We start from the raw sequence: 16,458 nt of genomic DNA on the forward strand, positions 1-16,458 counted from the left end.
CTTTTGTGAATGGTGACCAAAAAGCGCAGTAGTGATTGGCACAAAACAACACGACGAAAGAAGATGCAACAACGTGCGCATGACTCAGCAGTTGAACATCAAAGCCCTTGTAGCCGTGCCGATGATCGCCGCACTGGCGTTGGCTGCCTGCGGATCCGAAGAAGAAGCCGAGCAGGCCACCTCGAGCGTGACCACCACGAAGACTTCCACCTCCACCGCCACGCCTACGAAGGAATCCTCCGAGCCAAGTGAAGAAGCTTCTGAAGAGGAACAGGGCCCCACCGAAGGGCCGACTGTGGGTGCCGAGGCACTGGACGAGCCACCTGCGACCGTGCAGCGCCCCGAATCTGTTGAGGCACCAGAATTTGCCGATTTCGAACCCGTAGAAGGCGGGCAACCGGCCAGCGAAGAAGACCGCGCCGCCATCGAAGCGCTGGTGCGTGGCCAAGACGAGCAAGTGGGCTTCCGCGATTACTTAAGCTACGTTCCCAACCACACCTGTAGCCGTGTGAAGGACCAAAGCGATCCCGATGCCTATGATCTTTCCCAACTGCCCAACACCCCGATTAAAGAGGATCCGCAATTTGCAGCCGGCAACCCTCACACCGAATCGGTATCCGATGTGATGGTCAATGGCGATGAGGCCTCTGCCACCGTTGTTGCCGTATCCAAAGGTGAGCAATCCAAGCGAACCATGCGTTTCCACCGCGAAGACGGCAAGTGGACCTTCTGTAACTAACACGAGGTTGGCCATGGGTGCTTATGCACCCGCCTGCACATTGCACAACGGCCCCTGTGAGCACCAGTGGTGTTCGCGGGGGTTTGGTTTATGGTGATGGTTTGTTGGTGGGGTACGTTTGGGCGTCGAAAAGCTAAGAGCACAAAGAAGGGAACCACGCTATGGCGACACGAAGGTTGATTTCTCCGACGTTTGGCGCCTACGCGGGTGCCTTCGCCCTGATCGTGCTGGTGTATGTGCTGGCTGGGCTGGCATGGACTCCGCTGCGCCCGGCCTATACCGGCACCCTGCAAAGCGATGGTGCCATCGAGCTTGATGTGCCCGGACAAAATGTGCAATTCGGCTCCTGGATGAGCTTTATCGCCATTACTGCTGTACTTGCAGGGATCGTCACCTGGCTGGTGCTGCGGAAATTTCCTCCCCGTGTTGGGGTGATGTGCTGGCTGGTGCTCACCTTGTTGGTGGCAAGCGCAAGTTTTGCCTGGAGCAGCGATGTGCTTTTGCACTTCATGGTTCGAGGAACACAGGTAGGCGAGAGCCTTCGATTTGTTCCGCCACTGCGCCTGGGTGTGGGCGTATTAATCGCCCCCTGGGTTGGTTCGGTGCTGATGTTTATTGCACTGCTGCTTCGCGCTGAAGATGACCCGGCTGAGGAACTGCTGGCCTAAATAGCTACGCAATTTTTGCGTAAACGTGTAAAAAATTAGAAAGAAAGCCCAACGGCGCTATAATTTGCGTGCATTGTCTTATGTTCGCCTGCTCGAACGTGAGACAGGAACAAGGCCAGACAGAATTTCAATTAGCTGATATATAAGGAACGCGCGCACAGCATGCTCAATCGAATCGACTTGCGGGGCAAAGCCATTGACAAACGCAGCCTACGACAGGCCCTGCCGCGCGGAGGCACCGACGTGCAATCCGTACTTGCGACGGTAGAGCCAATCGTGCAGGCCGTAAAAGAAGGTGGAGCAGCCGCCGCCCTAGACTACGGCGAGCAATTCGATCACTGCCGCCCCGAGTCAATCGTGGTGCCACAACAACGCATCCAAGAAGCAGTAGCAGCGCTCGAGCCGAAGGTACGAGCAGCACTCGAGGCATCCATTGCGCGCGTGCGCGCCGTACACGCCGCACAACTTCCAGCCGAGCACACCACCACCTTGGCCGAAGGTGCAGAAGTAACCGAACGCTTCATTCCTGTTGAACGCGTAGGCCTCTACGTACCAGGTGGCAACGCCGTGTACCCGTCATCGGTGATTATGAACGTGGTGCCAGCCCAAGAAGCCGGCGTGAAATCCCTGGTGGTGGCCTCACCGGCACAAGCACAATTCGACGGCCTACCGCACCCCACCATCCTGGCAGCCTGCGGGCTGTTGGGCGTAGAAGAGGTGTGGGCTACCGGTGGTGCCCAAGCAGTAGCGCTGATGGCCTACGGCGATGAGGACCTCGAACCAGTCGATATGATCACCGGCCCAGGCAATATCTTTGTCACCGCAGCCAAGCGCCTGGTCCGCGGTGTAGTAGGCATCGACTCAGAAGCAGGCCCTACCGAAATTGCCATTCTTGCCGACGACTCCGCCGACCCGGTGTGGGTGGCATACGACATGATCAGTCAGGCAGAACACGACGTGATGGCAGCCTCAGTGCTGATCACCGACTCCGAACAACTTGCTAACGCCGTAGACCAAGCCATCAGTGAGCGCTATCAAGTCACCCGCAATGCTGATCGAGTAGCCCAAGCACTCGAAGGCGAACAGTCCGGCATCGTGTTAGTCAGCGACCTCGACGCAGCCATTGCCGTGGCCAATGCCTATGCCGCAGAACACCTAGAAATCCACACCGAGCACGCCCGCGATGTCGCCCGCCGTATCCACCATGCGGGCGCGGTATTCGTCGGAGGCTTTAGCCCCGTGCCCTTGGGTGATTACTCCGCAGGCTCGAACCACGTGCTGCCCACTTCCGGCAGCGCACGCTTTAGCTCCGGGCTTTCCACCCACACCTTCTTAAGGGCAGTCAACGAGATCCACTACGACGAAGCAGCCCTGAAAGAGATTGCCGAGCACGTAGTGAACTTCGCCGACGCCGAGGATCTTCCCGCCCACGGAGAAGCAATCCGCTGCCGCTTCGAGCAGCTAGGCACCTCCTAGGCACATGCCTGCTGCGTGGCACCTACCTGGCACCACCTCCGGCTTCGCTGCCACCGAGAACACAAGCAACCCCGGCCCAAAATACTGCAGACTCACAACGCTGTGCTCCATTGTTGTTGCTTTAAAAGCACCAACGGTAGGGCGCTGCTCAACATAGTGAAAAAGAAAGCACACGCGTGTCCACACTGAATTTGAATGACCTGCCCATACGCGAAGAACTTCGCGGCGAACAAGCCTATGGCGCACCACAACTGCGGGTGAACGTTCGCCTGAATACGAACGAAAACCCATACCCGCCCTCAGATGCCTTAGTAGAAGAAATCGCACACGAAGTAGCACTGGCCTCCAAAGAGCTCAACCGCTACCCAGAACGCGACGCGGTGGAATTACGCAAGGCACTGGCTGGCTACATCAGCGAACAAACCGGTGTGCAGGTAGGTTACGAGCAGCTCTGGGCTGCCAATGGCTCCAATGAGGTGCTCCAGCAACTCCTCCAAGCCTTCGGCGGCCCAGGAAGAAGCGCGCTCGGTTTTACCCCGAGCTACTCCATGCACCCGATTTTGAGCAAGAGCACCCAAACGGAGTTCATTGCCTGCCCACGCGCTAAGGATTTCCGCATCGATATCGATGCAGCCTTAGCAGCGATTGCCACGCACCAGCCCAACGTCATTTTTATTACCACCCCAAATAACCCGACCGGTGATGTCACCAGCCTTGAAGATATCGCCACCATCATTGAGGCCGCGCCGGGCATCGTGATCGTTGATGAGGCCTATGCGGAATTTTCAGATACCCCATCGGCAGTCACACTGATCGAGCGTTTCCCCGCGAAGCTCGTAGTATCTCGAACGATGAGCAAAGCCTTCGACTTTGCCGGCGGCAGGCTTGGCTATTTTGTGGCCGATCCTGCGTTTGTTCAGGCAGTGATGCTGGTGCGCTTGCCCTATCACCTTTCTTCTCTAGCGCAGATCACCGCGATTGTGGCGCTGCGTCACAGCGAAGAAACGCTCGGCACCGTGGCCTTATTGGCCAAGGAGCGCGAACGAGTCGCGGCAGCACTCGAATCCATGGGCTACCAAGTAGTACCGAGCGAATCCAACTTCATCTTCTTCGGCTCATTCGAAGATCAGCACAAAGCCTGGGAAGCATTCCTTGACCAAGGGGTGCTTATTCGAGACGTAGGTGTTGAAGGCTATCTGCGAGTGACCATCGGATTGGTAGAAGAAAACGATGCATTCATCAACGCCGCCCGTGCGATCATGGAAGCAACCCAGCACTAGCCCTAGCACCCAGCACCAGCCCCCAGCGCTGATCAACCAACGCACAGCCCGCCAGAGGTTTTTCAGCCCGTTTTTTTAAGGAGCAGCGATGACGCGCACTGCCACCGTCACACGCACCACTAGCGAATCCGATATCACTGTCAGCATCAACCTCGACGGCACTGGCCAAGTCTCAGTAGACACCGGGGTGCCATTTTTCGACCACATGCTCACCGCATTCGGCGTGCACGGAGCCTTTGACCTTGATGTCCAAGCCAAAGGCGATACCCACATTGATGCCCACCACACCGTGGAAGACACCGCCATTGTGCTCGGCCAAGCAATTGCCCAGGCGGTAGGGGATAAGCAGGGAATTCGCCGCTTCGGCTCCTTTGATCTGCCCATGGATGAAGCGTTGTGCCAGGCAGTGGTGGACTTTTCCGGGCGCCCCTATTTTGTGATGCGCGGTGAACCAGAGGCAATGGTGCACACGGTCATTGGTGGGCACTACGCCACGGTGATCAACGAGCACTTCTTTGAGTCGCTCGCACTGAACGCGAAGATCACCTTGCATGTGCTGTGCCACTATGGCCGCGATCCGCACCACATCACCGAAGCGGAATTTAAGGCCGTGGCCCGAGCGATCCGCGAGGCAGTAGGTCCTGATGGGCGCCTTGAAGGCATTCCTTCCACCAAGGGAGCACTCTGATGATTCTTGCTCAAGAAACACCTAATACCGGCAACGTTGTGCTGATTTATATCCTCTTCCTGCTGGCGGGGCTTCTCGTTGGCGGTGCATGGACGGTATATCGCAACCATTCTAAATTCCTAGGCGTTGCCCTCGGCGGTTGCGCTGCGATGGCCGCTGCCGCAGGCATCGTGTGGGCCATCGGCTTTTATACCTCCTAAGTCGCAGCGATCCCTCCTAAGTCGCAGCGAAGCTGGCAAATAGCGCTCCTTTGACTCGGCGTGCGTAGTTTTTGCCACGCGGGTTGCGTCGAAAAGCGATGCTGCTTGCTGCCAGAAACCACACACGGTGCGCCTGGAGCCCTGGTGGTGTGATGGGGTTTGAAGTGACGCATCCGGGGGCATTGCTGCAGCTTGAATTGACTTCTTTGCAGCAGGGGATAGTGTCGGTGGCAGATCACCTAAAAAACTCAGGCTCCGAAGCATTCTTCGGGGTCATTCATTTTGCCCGATTTGTCCCATCGTCACCCCGGAGGTGAATCATCGCTGCCACCGCTGTTCAAGATCGTGTCAATGAAGCTCAACGCTCAACAGCATCGGCGGTGCTTCGCTTACCTGGGCTCATGCCCACGATTATTGCGGTAGCGGCGGCCTTTGCGGCTTTTTCCATACTGCTTCCCGTGATTCCGCTTGCGGTGATTTCCCACGGCGGCACGGATACCTTGGCGGGTTTGGCCACCGGCGTGTTCATGGCCGTGACGGTGGCAACGCAGTTGATCACGAATCGTCTGGTGCAGCGCTTCGGTTTTCGCCCCGTAATGCTCGTTGCCGCCTTGCTGCTTGGTTTGCCCGCGCTATGGCACATGTTCAGCTTCGCCGCGCCTTCTGTGTTGATCGTTGCAGGGTTAAGGGGCGTCGGTTTCGGCGCATTGTGCGTGGCGCAGTATGCCCTGGTTGGCCAATTGGTTCCCGCTGGCATGTTGGGCAAGGCCTCCGGTTTGATTGGCGTGTTTGTCGGAGCTTCTCAGATGGTGTTCTTGCCGGTGGGGCTTTGGCTTCTCGACGCTGGCGTATCCATGAACATCGTGTTGCTCTTAGCCGCCGCGGTGGCTTTGTTGGCAGCAGTAATGTGCATCTGGATTCCCTCGGTAGAACCGGAGCGGCCTGAACCGTGGTCGCCTGAGCACGACCCCGCGGTGAAGAAAGTCTCCTTGCGCCGCAGGGTGACCATGCGTGTGGTGCGCAGGCCAAGGCGCAAAGGTATGAAAGTAACTATTGCCCCTGCGATTGCTTTGGCCAGCGTTTCTATGGGCTATGGTGCCGTATCAAGTTTCTTGCCGGCCTCGGTGCGCGAGGCTGATCCCGTCAGCGGTGCCTCCATTGCTGGCATGATGCTCTCGATTGTCGGTTTGGCGCAGCTTGTATCGCGCTATATCTCTGGCTCGATTGCGGATCGCCAGAACAAAGCAGGCCTTGGAATGCTGCCTGGCCTGGCGATGTCTTCTGTGGGCATGGCTGGCATGTGCGCGGTTATTGCCTGGAGCCTGCCATTGTGGCTGTTAATCATGGCCGCTGTCTGTTTTGGTGCAGGTTTCGGGCTCGTACAAAACGATGCACTGCTAGAAATGTTCCTGCGCGTGCCGCGCGAGCGTCTAGGTTCTGCCTCCACGGTGTGGAATGCATCCTTTGATACCGGCACCGGCATCGGCGCTATCACCTTAGGCATCGTTGCCGCATCGCATGGCTATACGGGCGCCTTCTTGTGCGGAGCGATGCTGGTGGTGCTGGGTATTACGGCCGAAGTTATTGACCGTGTGCGCAGAAGTAGGGCACTGGCCAAGCTCAGCGCCGGCGAACGCGAAGCCCTCCGGTAGGATCAGCGCTTATGAAAACTGTGGCGCTGCTTGATTATGGCTCCGGCAATCTGCGTTCGGCTCAACGAGCCCTTGAGCGTGTGGGCGCAGAGGTCGAAGTAACGAATGACCCAGACGTGGTGCTCTCAGCCGATGGTTTGCTCGTGCCAGGCGTTGGCGCTTATGCCGCGTGCATGCAGGGGCTTCGAGAGGTCTACGGCGACCGCATGATCGGCCAACGCCTCGCCGGTGGGCGTCCGGTGATGGGGATTTGTGTTGGCATGCAGATCCTTTTTGATCAAGGCGTTGAGCACGGTGTGCAAGCCAAGGGCACTGGTGAATGGCCGGGTGTGGTCGAACGCCTTGAAGCCTCCGTGCTGCCGCACATGGGCTGGAATACCGTTGATGTGGCCGAAGGCAGTGAGATGTTCCGCGGCATTGAACATGAGCGGATGTATTTCGTTCACTCCTATGGGGTGCGCGATTGGGTGTTCGAAGGCGATGACCTCACCACCCCTCCGATGGTGAGTTGGGCACGCCATGAACAGGATCGTTTTGTGGCCGCGGTAGAAAATGGTCCGCTGTGGGCCACGCAGTTCCACCCTGAAAAATCCGGTGATGCCGGCGCGGAGTTGCTAAAGAACTGGGTGCGCACCCTCTAGGTGGACCTTCCTGTGGCGCACCAGATGTGCCAGCTACACTAATTGGCTATGACCTTTACGCTTCTTCCCGCAGTCGATGTGGTTAATGGCCAAGCCGTGCGCCTGAATCAAGGTGAGGCAGGCACCGAGCAATCCTATGGCAGCCCCCTTGAGTCGGCGCTTCGCTGGCAGGAGGCCGGGGCGCGCTGGCTTCACTTTGTGGATTTGGATGCCGCTTTTGGCCGTGGATCGAATCACGAAATGATGGCGCAGGTCGTCGAAAAGCTGGATTTGCAGGTGGAATTAACCGGCGGCATTCGTGATGATGCAAGTTTGCAGCGCGCGCTCGATACCGGCGCCCAGCGCGTCAACATTGGCACCGCGGCCCTAGAGCAGCCCGAGTGGATCGCCGATGTGCTGGCGAAATATGGCGACAAAGTTGCAGTGGATCTGGCTGTGAAGCTTATCGACGGCCAGTGGCGCACCCGTGGCAAAGGGTGGGTCAGCGATGGCGGCGATCTTTGGGAGGTACTCGAAAGACTCGACGCCGCAGGCTGCCAGCGTTTCGTGGTAACCGACGTATCCAAAGACGGCATGATGAGCGGGCCAAATGTGGATCTGCTTCGCGATGTCGCTGCCGCCACGGACGCAAAGATCGTGGCCTCAGGTGGTATCAGCACTCTTGATGATGTGCTCGAACTTGCCAAGTACGAAGAAGAAGGCATCGATTCGGCCATCATTGGCAAAGCCCTATATGAAGGCACGATTGATTTGCGTGAGGCACTCCAAGCCCTATGAGTGATTACGCTGAGCTGCTGCACATAGCCACAGGCTGTGTGGAAGAAGCCGCCGAGCTTTTTCGCTCAGGGGTAGGCGCAGGGCCTGCACTGGATAAAGGCCGCGGCGATTTTGCCACCGAAGTTGACCTGGCAATTGAAACGCTGCTGCGCCAAACCTTGAAGCAGCGCACCGGCATCGATGTGGTAGGCGAGGAGCTTGGCGGCGATACCTCAAACACCATGTGGGTGGTGGACCCCATCGACGGCACCTCCAATTACTCTGCCGGCAACCCCATGTCTGCCATTTTGCTTGCCCTGGTAGCCGATGGGCAGCCGCGCGTAGCCATCACGGCCATGCCGTTGACGGGGCAACACTTCGCCACCTGCGAGGGCATGCCGCTTGAACATAGTGCGCACGGCCTAGGTCAAGGCCATGTTGGCTTTTCTACGATCACCAGCAAGACGAGCTCGCCGGTGCCGCAGGCCATGCGCTTGAATATGCTTGGCGACTTAGCCTGCACCCGCTATCGGCCAAGGATCACTGGATCGGTGGGCGTCGATTTGGCCTATGCCGCAGCAGGGGTGTTTGCCGCGGGTGTCTCTTTAAGCCCTAATATTTGGGACAATGCCGCCGGTGTTGCCCTGGGCAGAGCCGCGAACTGCACCGTGACGGATATCTGGGGTAATCCCTGGGAATTAGGGGCTGTTGGCGCCGTTATTGGTGAACCAGAAGCCCATCGCACCATTATGAAGATCATGCGCTCACGCATGGATAAGGAGGCCGAATGGCTGTCGCAATCCGAGTAATCCCGTGTTTGGACGTCGACCAAGGCCGTGTGGTGAAAGGCGTGAACTTTCAAGGGCTTGTCGACGCCGGCGACCCAGTCGAACTTGCTGCTCGCTACGATGCCGAGGGCGCAGACGAACTTACCTTCCTCGACGTCTCTGCCTCCAAAGACGGCCGCGGCACCATGCTCGATGTGGTCCGCAGAACCGCAGACCAAGTCTTTATTCCGCTCACCGTGGGAGGGGGAGTAAGAAGCGCCGAAGACGTAGACCAGCTCTTGCGCGCCGGCGCCGATAAGGTCAGCGTGAACACCTCTGCCATTGCACGCCCAGAGCTACTGCGTGAGCTTTCCCAGCGCTTTGGTGCCCAATGCATCGTATTAAGCGTCGATGCTAGGCGCGTGCCCGAAGGCGGAACCCCACAGCCTTCTGGCTTTGAGGTCACCACCCACGGCGGCTCGCGTTCTGCAGGCATCGATGCCATCGAGTGGGCCAAACAAGGCGAAGCACTCGGCGTTGGAGAAATTCTGCTCAACTCCATGGACGGCGATGGCACCAAACAAGGCTTCGATCTAGACCTGCTGGCCGCGGTACGAGAAGCGGTGAGCATTCCCGTGATCGCCTCAGGAGGCGCCGGCAAAGCCGAAGATTTCCCGCCAGCAGTTGAAGCCGGTGCCAATGCCGTGCTTGCCGCTTCAATTTTCCACTTCGGAGAAGTAAGCATCGGGCAGGTAAAAGAAGCGCTCATCGATGCTGAATACGAGGTGCGCCAATGAGCGAACTGCAACCAGCCGATGCCGTGCTAGACCCGGCCATTGCCCAAAGGGTGCGTTTTAATGCTCAAGGGCTCGTACCTGCGGTGGTGCAGTCCACAGAAGGCGAGGTGCTCATGCTCGCCTGGATGGATGAACACGCCCTGGCCTACACCATTGCTACCCGCAAAGGCACCTACTATTCGCGTTCGCGCAAAGAATATTGGATCAAGGGGCTAACCTCCGGGCACACCCAATATGTGCACGAGGTTCGCCTCGACTGCGATGGCGATACGGTGCTGTTGACGATCACCCAGCAAGGCGCTGCCTGCCACACCGGCAGCAGAACCTGCTTTGATGCCGACTTGGTGTTAGGAAGCGAATGAAAAAGACAGCAGCCTTATTGCTCGCTATAGCCGCCGGGATGTTGGGCGGCGCTGCGTCAATGACGTGGTTTGATGTAACCGCCCAGGACGATAAATCCGGCGTGATTGAAACCAGCGTCAGCGGAGCTACCTGGTCTAAAGAAGTCACCGCGATCGCTTTGGCCTTGGCTGCCGCCTGCATCGCTGGCCTAGCGCTCAGGCGCACTGGCCGGCGCATCATTGGCATTGCCGCTGCCGCGTTGAGCGCATTGGGGGCGCTGCCGTTTATTGGCGTGCTAAGCAGCGAGGCTGATCCAGAGCGCATGCACAAGCTGTTAAGCGAGCGTGACGATCAAGGCGTGGCGGTGCTGACCAACTGGGCGCAAATCAACCAGATTGATCTGCACCCCACCGGCCCGATCCTTGGGCTGGTTGCCTGCGCGATTGGTGTTTTTGCCGGCGTCTTGCTTGCCGTGCGCCCAGGTCAAGAGCAGCGAGATAAGTATGAACGCACGCAGATGCGCGAGGAAGAATTAGCCCAAGATCCCGATTCTGAGCGCGCATTGTGGGATGCCATTGATGCCGATATCGATCCGACCGATCGCGAGGCGAAGCCGAAATAACCAGGTGGTTGGGCTTCGATTTCTTTGCAAGCACCGTAGCCAAGTACCCTCAGTAGCAATCGCCTACATCACAGACGGGGATTCAACATGGCTTCGGTGTTTCACGAGATCATCAGCGACGTCAAAGGGGACGTCGCCGCTCGGGAAGCTCGCGTATCTTTTGTTGAGATCAAGGCCCGTTCGCGAGCCTGCCCCGCCCCAAGGGACGTGATGGCCACCCTCGAGCAACCAGGCTGCGAGGTAATTGCCGAAATTAAACGCGCCACCCCCGCCAAGGGTGTGTTGGCAAGAATCGAAAAACCAGTACAACTTGCCCAGGCGCTCGTTGATGGGGGAGCAGCGCTGATTGCCTGCCACACCGACCCCAAGCGCTTTATGGGGTCTTTAGAAGAAATGGCCGCCATTAGCGCCGCCATTGATGTGCCGGTGTTGTGCCGCGACTTTATCGTCGATCCCTACCAAATCCACGAAGCCCGTTGCTATGGCGCCGATATGCTCACCTTGCGCCCGGCGATGTTGGATCAGGCCAGATTGAGTGCGTTGATCGACCGCACGGAATCTTTGGGCATGACGGCGTTAGTAGAGGTGCGAAACCCTGAAGAGGCCGACCGCGCCATTGCTGCTGGGGCGTCGGTAGTTGGTGTCAATGCTCGAGATTTTGCCACCATGGAGCTGAATATGGAGGCCTTTGCCACCATTGCGCCCGGCTTGCCAAAGCACATGTTCCGCATCGCTTTATCGGGTGTGCGAAGTGCCAAAGAATTACTCAGCTACGCTGCTAGTGGAGCAGATGCGGTGGTGATTGGCGAAAGTATCGTCACCGCCGAGCACCCGCGTGAAGCATGCAGGGTGTTGGTTGCTGCCGGGCGTCATCCGGCGTGCCCTTCGCGTTAACGTTTCAACACTTGCCTGGAGAACATTTGTGAGCACCGATCTACTAGCCTCGATTCCTTCGCCACCCCAAGGCGTTTGGATGTTAGGGCCATTGCCAATTCGCGCCTACGCCCTGTGCATTATCGTCGGCATTTTGGTGGCCATTTGGGTATCCCAAAAGCGCTACGCCGCCCGCGGTGGCGATCCGCAACTCGTAGGCGATACGGCGATTGTGGTGGTGATCGCCGGCATTATTGGCGGGCGTTTGTATCACGTGATTACCGATCACCAAAAGTATTTTTGCGATACCTGTAATCCGGTGGACGCGCTCAAAATCACCAATGGTGGCCTTGGTATTTGGGGTGCAGTGGCCCTCGGTGCGGTGGCTGTGTATGTGTTTTTGCGCATCAAGGGCGTGCCCTTTGCGCCTTTTGCAGATGCAGTGGCACCGGCGGTGATTTTGGCCCAGGCGATTGGGCGCTTAGGCAACTGGTTTAATCAGGAGCTCTACGGCGGGCCTACCGATCTGCCATGGGGGCTTGAGCTGTATCAGCGAGTCAATGATGCCGGCCAATACGCGCCGTTGACGGGCCGTTCCACCGGGGAGATCATTGCCGTAGTGCACCCCACCTTCCTATATGAGATCGTGTGGAATCTGCTCGTGTTCGCTGTGTTGTTGTGGGCAGACCGTCGCTTCCGGCTGGGGCATGGCCGCGTATTCGCGTTGTATGTGGCCGGCTATTGTTTGGGTCGTTTCTTTATCGAGCACGTCCGCGTCGATGAAGCGACGATGATTTTTGGCCTCCGCGTCAACATCATTGTCAGTGCTGTGGTGTTCATTGTGGCGGTAGTGAGCTTCGTGTTCTTGCCCAAGGGGAGGGAATCGGAAGCCGAAGTCAGGGGCGAAAAACAGACGGTGTGACAAAGAACACGTCCGTATTAATTCCGTGGGAGTTTTTCCGAGTATGCCCGCTCATGTCCGGTTTATCGCTATTTTCCACGAGTGCGGATGAAATGATTGGCATGGATCGTCGACAAGCGAAAGTGCGCAGGCAGGCAGGCGCGGTTATCGTTTGAACCATGGAACGTCGCACCAAAATTGTTTGTACGCTAGGGCCTGCCGTTGCAAGCGCTGAAGGAATTCAGGGGCTTGTCGAGGCAGGCATGAATGTTGCCCGCATGAACATGTCGCATGGCGAGCACGCTGACCACGAGCAGAACTACAAGTGGGTTCGCCAAGCCACCGATAAGACCGGCAAGGCCGTTGGCATCCTTGCCGATCTCCAAGGCCCCAAGATCCGCCTCGGCCGCTTCACCGACGGCGCCACCGTGTGGGAAGACGGCGAGATCGTTCGCATCACCGTCGACGACATCGAGGGAACCCACGACCGAGTTTCCACCACCTACAAAAACCTGGCCAAAGACGCCAAGGCCGGCGATCGCTTGCTTGTCGACGACGGCAAGGTTGCACTCGAATGCCTCGAAGTCGATGGCAACGACGTGGTCTGCCGCGTTGTAGAAGGCGGCCCGGTATCAAATAACAAGGGCGTCTCCCTGCCAGGCATGGACATCTCCGTGCCCGCACTTTCCGAAAAAGACATCCGCGACCTACGCTTCGCCATCAACCTCGGCGTAGACATCATCGCCTTGTCCTTCGTGCGCTCTGCTGCCGACGTTGAACTCGTACACAAGATCATGGACGAAGAAGGCCGCCGCCTTCCCGTGATTGCCAAGCTGGAAAAGCCCGAAGCCGTCGATGGACTGGAATCCATCGTCTTGGCATTCGACGGCATCATGATCGCCCGCGGCGACCTCGGCGTGGAATGCCCGCTCGAGCAGGTGCCGCTGTTCCAAAAGCGTGCCATCCAAATCGCTCGCGAAAACGCAAAGCCAGTGATCGTGGCAACCCAGATGCTCGACTCCATGATCGAGAATCTGCGCCCCACCCGCGCAGAAGCCTCCGACGTTGCCAACGCCGTGCTCGACGGCGCCGATGCCGTGATGCTCTCCGGTGAAACCTCAGTGGGCGTTGACCCCCAAAACACCGTGCGTACCATGTCGCGTATCGTCTCCTACGCCGAAATCGACGGACGCGTACCAAACCTGGCGCACATCCCGCGCACCAAGCGCGGCGTGATCTCCTACTCCGCGCGCGATATTGCAGAGCGCCTCAACGCCAAAGCCATCGTGGCATTTACCACCTCCGGTGATACCGCGAAGCGCATCGCACGCCTGCACTCGCACCTGCCATTGCTGGTGTTCACCCCCAACCAAGCTGTGCGCTCACAGCTTGCACTGACCTGGGGTGCAGAAACCTTCCTTACCCCCGAGGTCAAAGACACCGACGAAATGCTTGCACAAATCGACGAGCAGCTCCTCGGCATGGACCGCTACCACCGCGACGACATGATCGTTTTGGTAGCAGGTACTCCTCCCGGAGTATCCGGCAACACCAACATGATTCACGTTCACTTGTTGGGTGAAGATCTGCACATCTAAGGCAGATAAAAAGGGGGCGGTGTTGTCACACCGCCCCCTTTAGCGTTGCCAATTATGGGTGAATTGGCGTTGCCTCAAGCTTCCATACCTCGCGGGCATAGTCGTTGATGGTGCGATCAGAAGAGAAGCGACCAGACTCGCAAATATTGATCCAGCACTTCCTGGCCCAAGCAAGGGTATCTGCGTAATCTTCGGCCATGCGGTCGCGAGTTTCGCGATAAGACTCGAAATCACCCAACACGTAGTACACATCCGGGGTTTCCCAGCCATTGCCGTCGAGCAAGGAGCCGCGCAGGTCATGGAACCAACCTGAGCCGTTGTCGTTGAGGGTGCCGTCTACAAGCGCGTCGAGTGCACGCTTGAGGCCCGGCACAGTCTCATAGACCGACTGCGGGTTGTAGTGCGCCTTGAGCTCGGGAAGCTGCTCAACCTTTGCGCCAAAGATATAGGCGTTTTCTTCGCCAACGGAATCGACGATCTCCACATTCGCACCGTCGAGGGTGCCAAGTGTCAGCGCGCCGTTCATCATGAACTTCATATTTGAAGTGCCCGATGCTTCCTTACCGGCAGTGGAGATCTGCTCGGAAATATCGGTGGCGGGGATGATGTGCTCGGCAGGCGAAACGTTGTAGTTTTCTACAAACACCACGCGCAGGGTCTTCGACACCTCGGGGTCGTTGTTGACCAAGTTGGCGATCTCGTTGATGAACTTGATCACTGCCTTCGCGCGAATATAGCCTGGCGCGGCTTTTGCACCGAAGATGAAGGTGCGAGCAGGGACCGTTTCGCCGTCTTTGATGCGGTAGTACAGATCCAGAATGTACAAGGCATTGAGCAATTGGCGCTTGTATTCGTGGAGGCGCTTGATCTGGGTATCGAAGATCGAATCGGGATCAACCTCAATGCCGTCGCGCTCTTGAATCCATTGAGCGAAGTCGCGCTTATTCGCGGCCTTGATCTCCATGAGCTCTTGCATCACGGCGTCGTCTTCGGCGAAGTGGCGCAGCTTTTTCAGCTCGTCAAGCTCGGTGACCCACGCATCCGAGCCCGCAAGGCGGGTAAGCAATGCGGCCAGGCGTGGGTTGCACATCTTCAGCCAGCGGCGAGGGGTGACACCATTGGTTTTGTTATTGAACTTCTCGGGCCAAAGCTCGTGCCATTCTTTGAGCGTGTCTGCCTTGATAATCTCCGTGTGCAACGCAGCCACACCATTGATGGAGTAGGCGGCGTAGCAAGCGATCCACGCCATGTGCACATTGCCGCCTGATACAGGAGCCATGTACTCGATGCGCTCGTGGTCGAGGCCAAGCTGTGCCATCTGCTCGCGGAAACGACGATCAATTTCCTGGGTGATTTCCCAGACGCGGTAGAAAAGCTGCTGGAAGATGGTCACGTTCCACTGCTCGAGGGCCTCGGCAAGCACGGTGTGGTTGGTATAAGCGAAGGTTTCGCAGGTCACCTTCCACGCATCGTCCCAACTCATGCCGTGGTCGTCGAGAAGCAAGCGCATGAGCTCGGGAATGGCGAGCACCGGGTGGGTGTCGTTGAGCTGAATGCAGTTGTACTTGGCAAAATCGCGCAGATCATCGTGATGCGCCAAGAAATTGTCGATCATCTGCTGCAAGGAAGCAGACACAAAGAAGTACTGCTGGCGCACACGCAACACCTTGCCGGCGTAGGTGGTGTCGTTCGGGTACAGCACGCGGCAGATATCCATGACGGCTTCGCGTTCGACAATGGCATCGGTGAAGCGCTGAGAGTTGAAGGCATCATAATCAAACTCAGCCATCGGCTCGGCCTTCCACAGACGAAGGGTGCCAATATTGTCGGTGCCGTAGCCGGTAATGGGCATGTCATAAGGAGTCGCGCGCACGGTCATGTCATCGAAACGAACGATGCGCTGCTCATTGTCGCGGCGGATAGTAAAGGGGTAGCCGTCTTCGCGCCACGCATCTGGCTCCTCAGACTGGAAGCCCTCGTTAAAGGTTTGCTTAAACAACCCGTAGCGATACAGCAGGCCATAGCCGGTCACGGGGTAGTTTTGGGTAGCGCATGAATCAAGGAAGCACGCAGCCAAACGGCCCAGGCCACCATTGCCAAGGGCAGCATCGTTTTCGGCCTCGAGGACGTCGGAAAGCTCATGGCCTTGCGCCTTTACTGCCTCGGCCACCTCTTCTTCGATCTCGAGGTTGGTGAGGTTATTCAGCAACGCCCTACCCATGAGGAACTCTGCAGAAAGGTAGTGCTGCTGGCGGGTGGCGTTATACGCCTTGGTGGTTTCGGCCCAATTTTCTGCGAGCGAATCCATCACAGCCCCGGAGAGCCCGAACCAGAATTTACGATCAGTGGCCTCTTCTGGCGCGGTACCCGAAGCGCTGCGAACAAAGCTCGCGATGCGCTGCGTCAGATCGGATGAGGAATCCCTCATATATTTCTCCTTGAATCTTCAACAATGCAA

17 protein-coding genes are annotated in these 16,458 nt (G+C 57.7%); 16 read left to right on the forward strand and 1 reads right to left on the reverse strand.

The annotated features are described in order from the left end of the window. Positions 1-79: 79 nt before the first annotated feature. The 16 genes from CPPEL_RS04070 (at position 80) to pyk (ending at position 14,000) form a co-directional block, all read left to right on the forward strand. Positions 80-739, forward strand: a complete 660-nt coding sequence (locus tag CPPEL_RS04070; RefSeq protein WP_123959938.1) for an Rv0361 family membrane protein — start codon at positions 80-82, stop codon at positions 737-739. Positions 740-900: 161 nt separating this feature from the next. Further along, positions 901-1,407: a hypothetical protein gene (locus tag CPPEL_RS04075; RefSeq protein ID WP_123959939.1), complete on the forward strand. Its 507-nt coding sequence runs from the start codon at positions 901-903 to the stop codon at positions 1,405-1,407. A 162-nt stretch (positions 1,408-1,569) separates the two neighbouring features. Beyond that, the gene (hisD, locus tag CPPEL_RS04080; protein ID WP_123959940.1) at positions 1,570-2,883 is read left to right on the forward strand and encodes a histidinol dehydrogenase; all 1,314 of its coding nucleotides are present in this window, start codon (positions 1,570-1,572) and stop codon (positions 2,881-2,883) included. 176 nt (positions 2,884-3,059) lie between these two features. Continuing rightward, complete coding sequence (locus tag CPPEL_RS04085; RefSeq protein WP_123959941.1) at positions 3,060-4,163, forward strand: histidinol-phosphate transaminase; 1,104 nt, start codon at positions 3,060-3,062, stop codon at positions 4,161-4,163. Positions 4,164-4,251: 88 nt separating this feature from the next. Continuing rightward, entirely contained in the window at positions 4,252-4,851 is a 600-nt protein-coding gene (gene hisB, locus CPPEL_RS04090) for an imidazoleglycerol-phosphate dehydratase HisB (protein WP_123959942.1), read from the forward strand. Next, a complete protein-coding gene (locus CPPEL_RS04095) occupies positions 4,851-5,051 on the forward strand; it encodes a hypothetical protein (RefSeq protein ID WP_123959943.1) in 201 nt (66 codons plus the stop codon). Before hisB ends, CPPEL_RS04095 begins: the two co-directional genes overlap by 1 nt. 449 nt (positions 5,052-5,500) lie before the next feature. Further along, complete coding sequence (locus CPPEL_RS04100) at positions 5,501-6,703, forward strand: MFS transporter (protein WP_245990533.1); 1,203 nt, start codon at positions 5,501-5,503, stop codon at positions 6,701-6,703. A gap of 11 nt (positions 6,704-6,714) precedes the next feature. Continuing rightward, the gene (gene hisH, locus CPPEL_RS04105; protein WP_123959945.1) at positions 6,715-7,344 is read left to right on the forward strand and encodes an imidazole glycerol phosphate synthase subunit HisH; all 630 of its coding nucleotides are present in this window, start codon (positions 6,715-6,717) and stop codon (positions 7,342-7,344) included. A gap of 48 nt (positions 7,345-7,392) precedes the next feature. Then, positions 7,393-8,121: a bifunctional 1-(5-phosphoribosyl)-5-((5-phosphoribosylamino)methylideneamino)imidazole-4-carboxamide isomerase/phosphoribosylanthranilate isomerase PriA gene (priA, locus tag CPPEL_RS04110; protein ID WP_123959946.1), complete on the forward strand. Its 729-nt coding sequence runs from the start codon at positions 7,393-7,395 to the stop codon at positions 8,119-8,121. Continuing rightward, positions 8,118-8,909 (forward strand): inositol monophosphatase family protein, encoded by a 792-nt coding sequence (locus tag CPPEL_RS04115; protein WP_123959947.1) that lies wholly within the window; start codon positions 8,118-8,120, stop codon positions 8,907-8,909. The genes priA and CPPEL_RS04115 overlap by 4 nt, the downstream gene beginning before the upstream one ends. Then, positions 8,888-9,664 carry an imidazole glycerol phosphate synthase subunit HisF gene (gene hisF, locus CPPEL_RS04120; RefSeq protein ID WP_123959948.1) on the forward strand — a complete coding sequence of 259 codons (777 nt, stop codon included), beginning with the start codon at positions 8,888-8,890 and terminating at the stop codon, positions 9,662-9,664. The genes CPPEL_RS04115 and hisF overlap by 22 nt, the downstream gene beginning before the upstream one ends. Further along, the gene (gene hisI / locus CPPEL_RS04125; RefSeq protein WP_123959949.1) at positions 9,661-10,026 is read left to right on the forward strand and encodes a phosphoribosyl-AMP cyclohydrolase; all 366 of its coding nucleotides are present in this window, start codon (positions 9,661-9,663) and stop codon (positions 10,024-10,026) included. Before hisF ends, hisI begins: the two co-directional genes overlap by 4 nt. Then, a complete protein-coding gene (locus CPPEL_RS04130; protein WP_123959950.1) occupies positions 10,023-10,628 on the forward strand; it encodes a TIGR02234 family membrane protein in 606 nt (201 codons plus the stop codon). Before hisI ends, CPPEL_RS04130 begins: the two co-directional genes overlap by 4 nt. A gap of 87 nt (positions 10,629-10,715) precedes the next feature. Further along, the gene (gene trpC / locus CPPEL_RS04135; RefSeq protein WP_123959951.1) at positions 10,716-11,522 is read left to right on the forward strand and encodes an indole-3-glycerol phosphate synthase TrpC; all 807 of its coding nucleotides are present in this window, start codon (positions 10,716-10,718) and stop codon (positions 11,520-11,522) included. A 79-nt stretch (positions 11,523-11,601) separates the two neighbouring features. Continuing rightward, positions 11,602-12,423, forward strand: a complete 822-nt coding sequence (gene lgt / locus CPPEL_RS04140) for a prolipoprotein diacylglyceryl transferase (protein ID WP_221337798.1) — start codon at positions 11,602-11,604, stop codon at positions 12,421-12,423. A 158-nt stretch (positions 12,424-12,581) separates the two neighbouring features. Further along, a complete protein-coding gene (gene pyk, locus CPPEL_RS04145; protein WP_123959953.1) occupies positions 12,582-14,000 on the forward strand; it encodes a pyruvate kinase in 1,419 nt (472 codons plus the stop codon). A 52-nt stretch (positions 14,001-14,052) separates the two neighbouring features. Here pyk and CPPEL_RS04150 read toward each other — a convergent pair whose 3' ends face one another. Then, positions 14,053-16,428, reverse strand: coding sequence for a glycogen/starch/alpha-glucan phosphorylase (locus tag CPPEL_RS04150; RefSeq protein WP_123959954.1), 2,376 nt, complete (start codon positions 16,426-16,428; stop codon positions 14,053-14,055). Positions 16,429-16,458: the final 30 nt, after the last annotated feature.

Source organism: Corynebacterium pseudopelargi, from assembly GCF_003814005.1.
In the GTDB taxonomy this organism is placed as follows: Bacteria; Actinomycetota; Actinomycetes; order Mycobacteriales; family Mycobacteriaceae; genus Corynebacterium; species Corynebacterium pseudopelargi.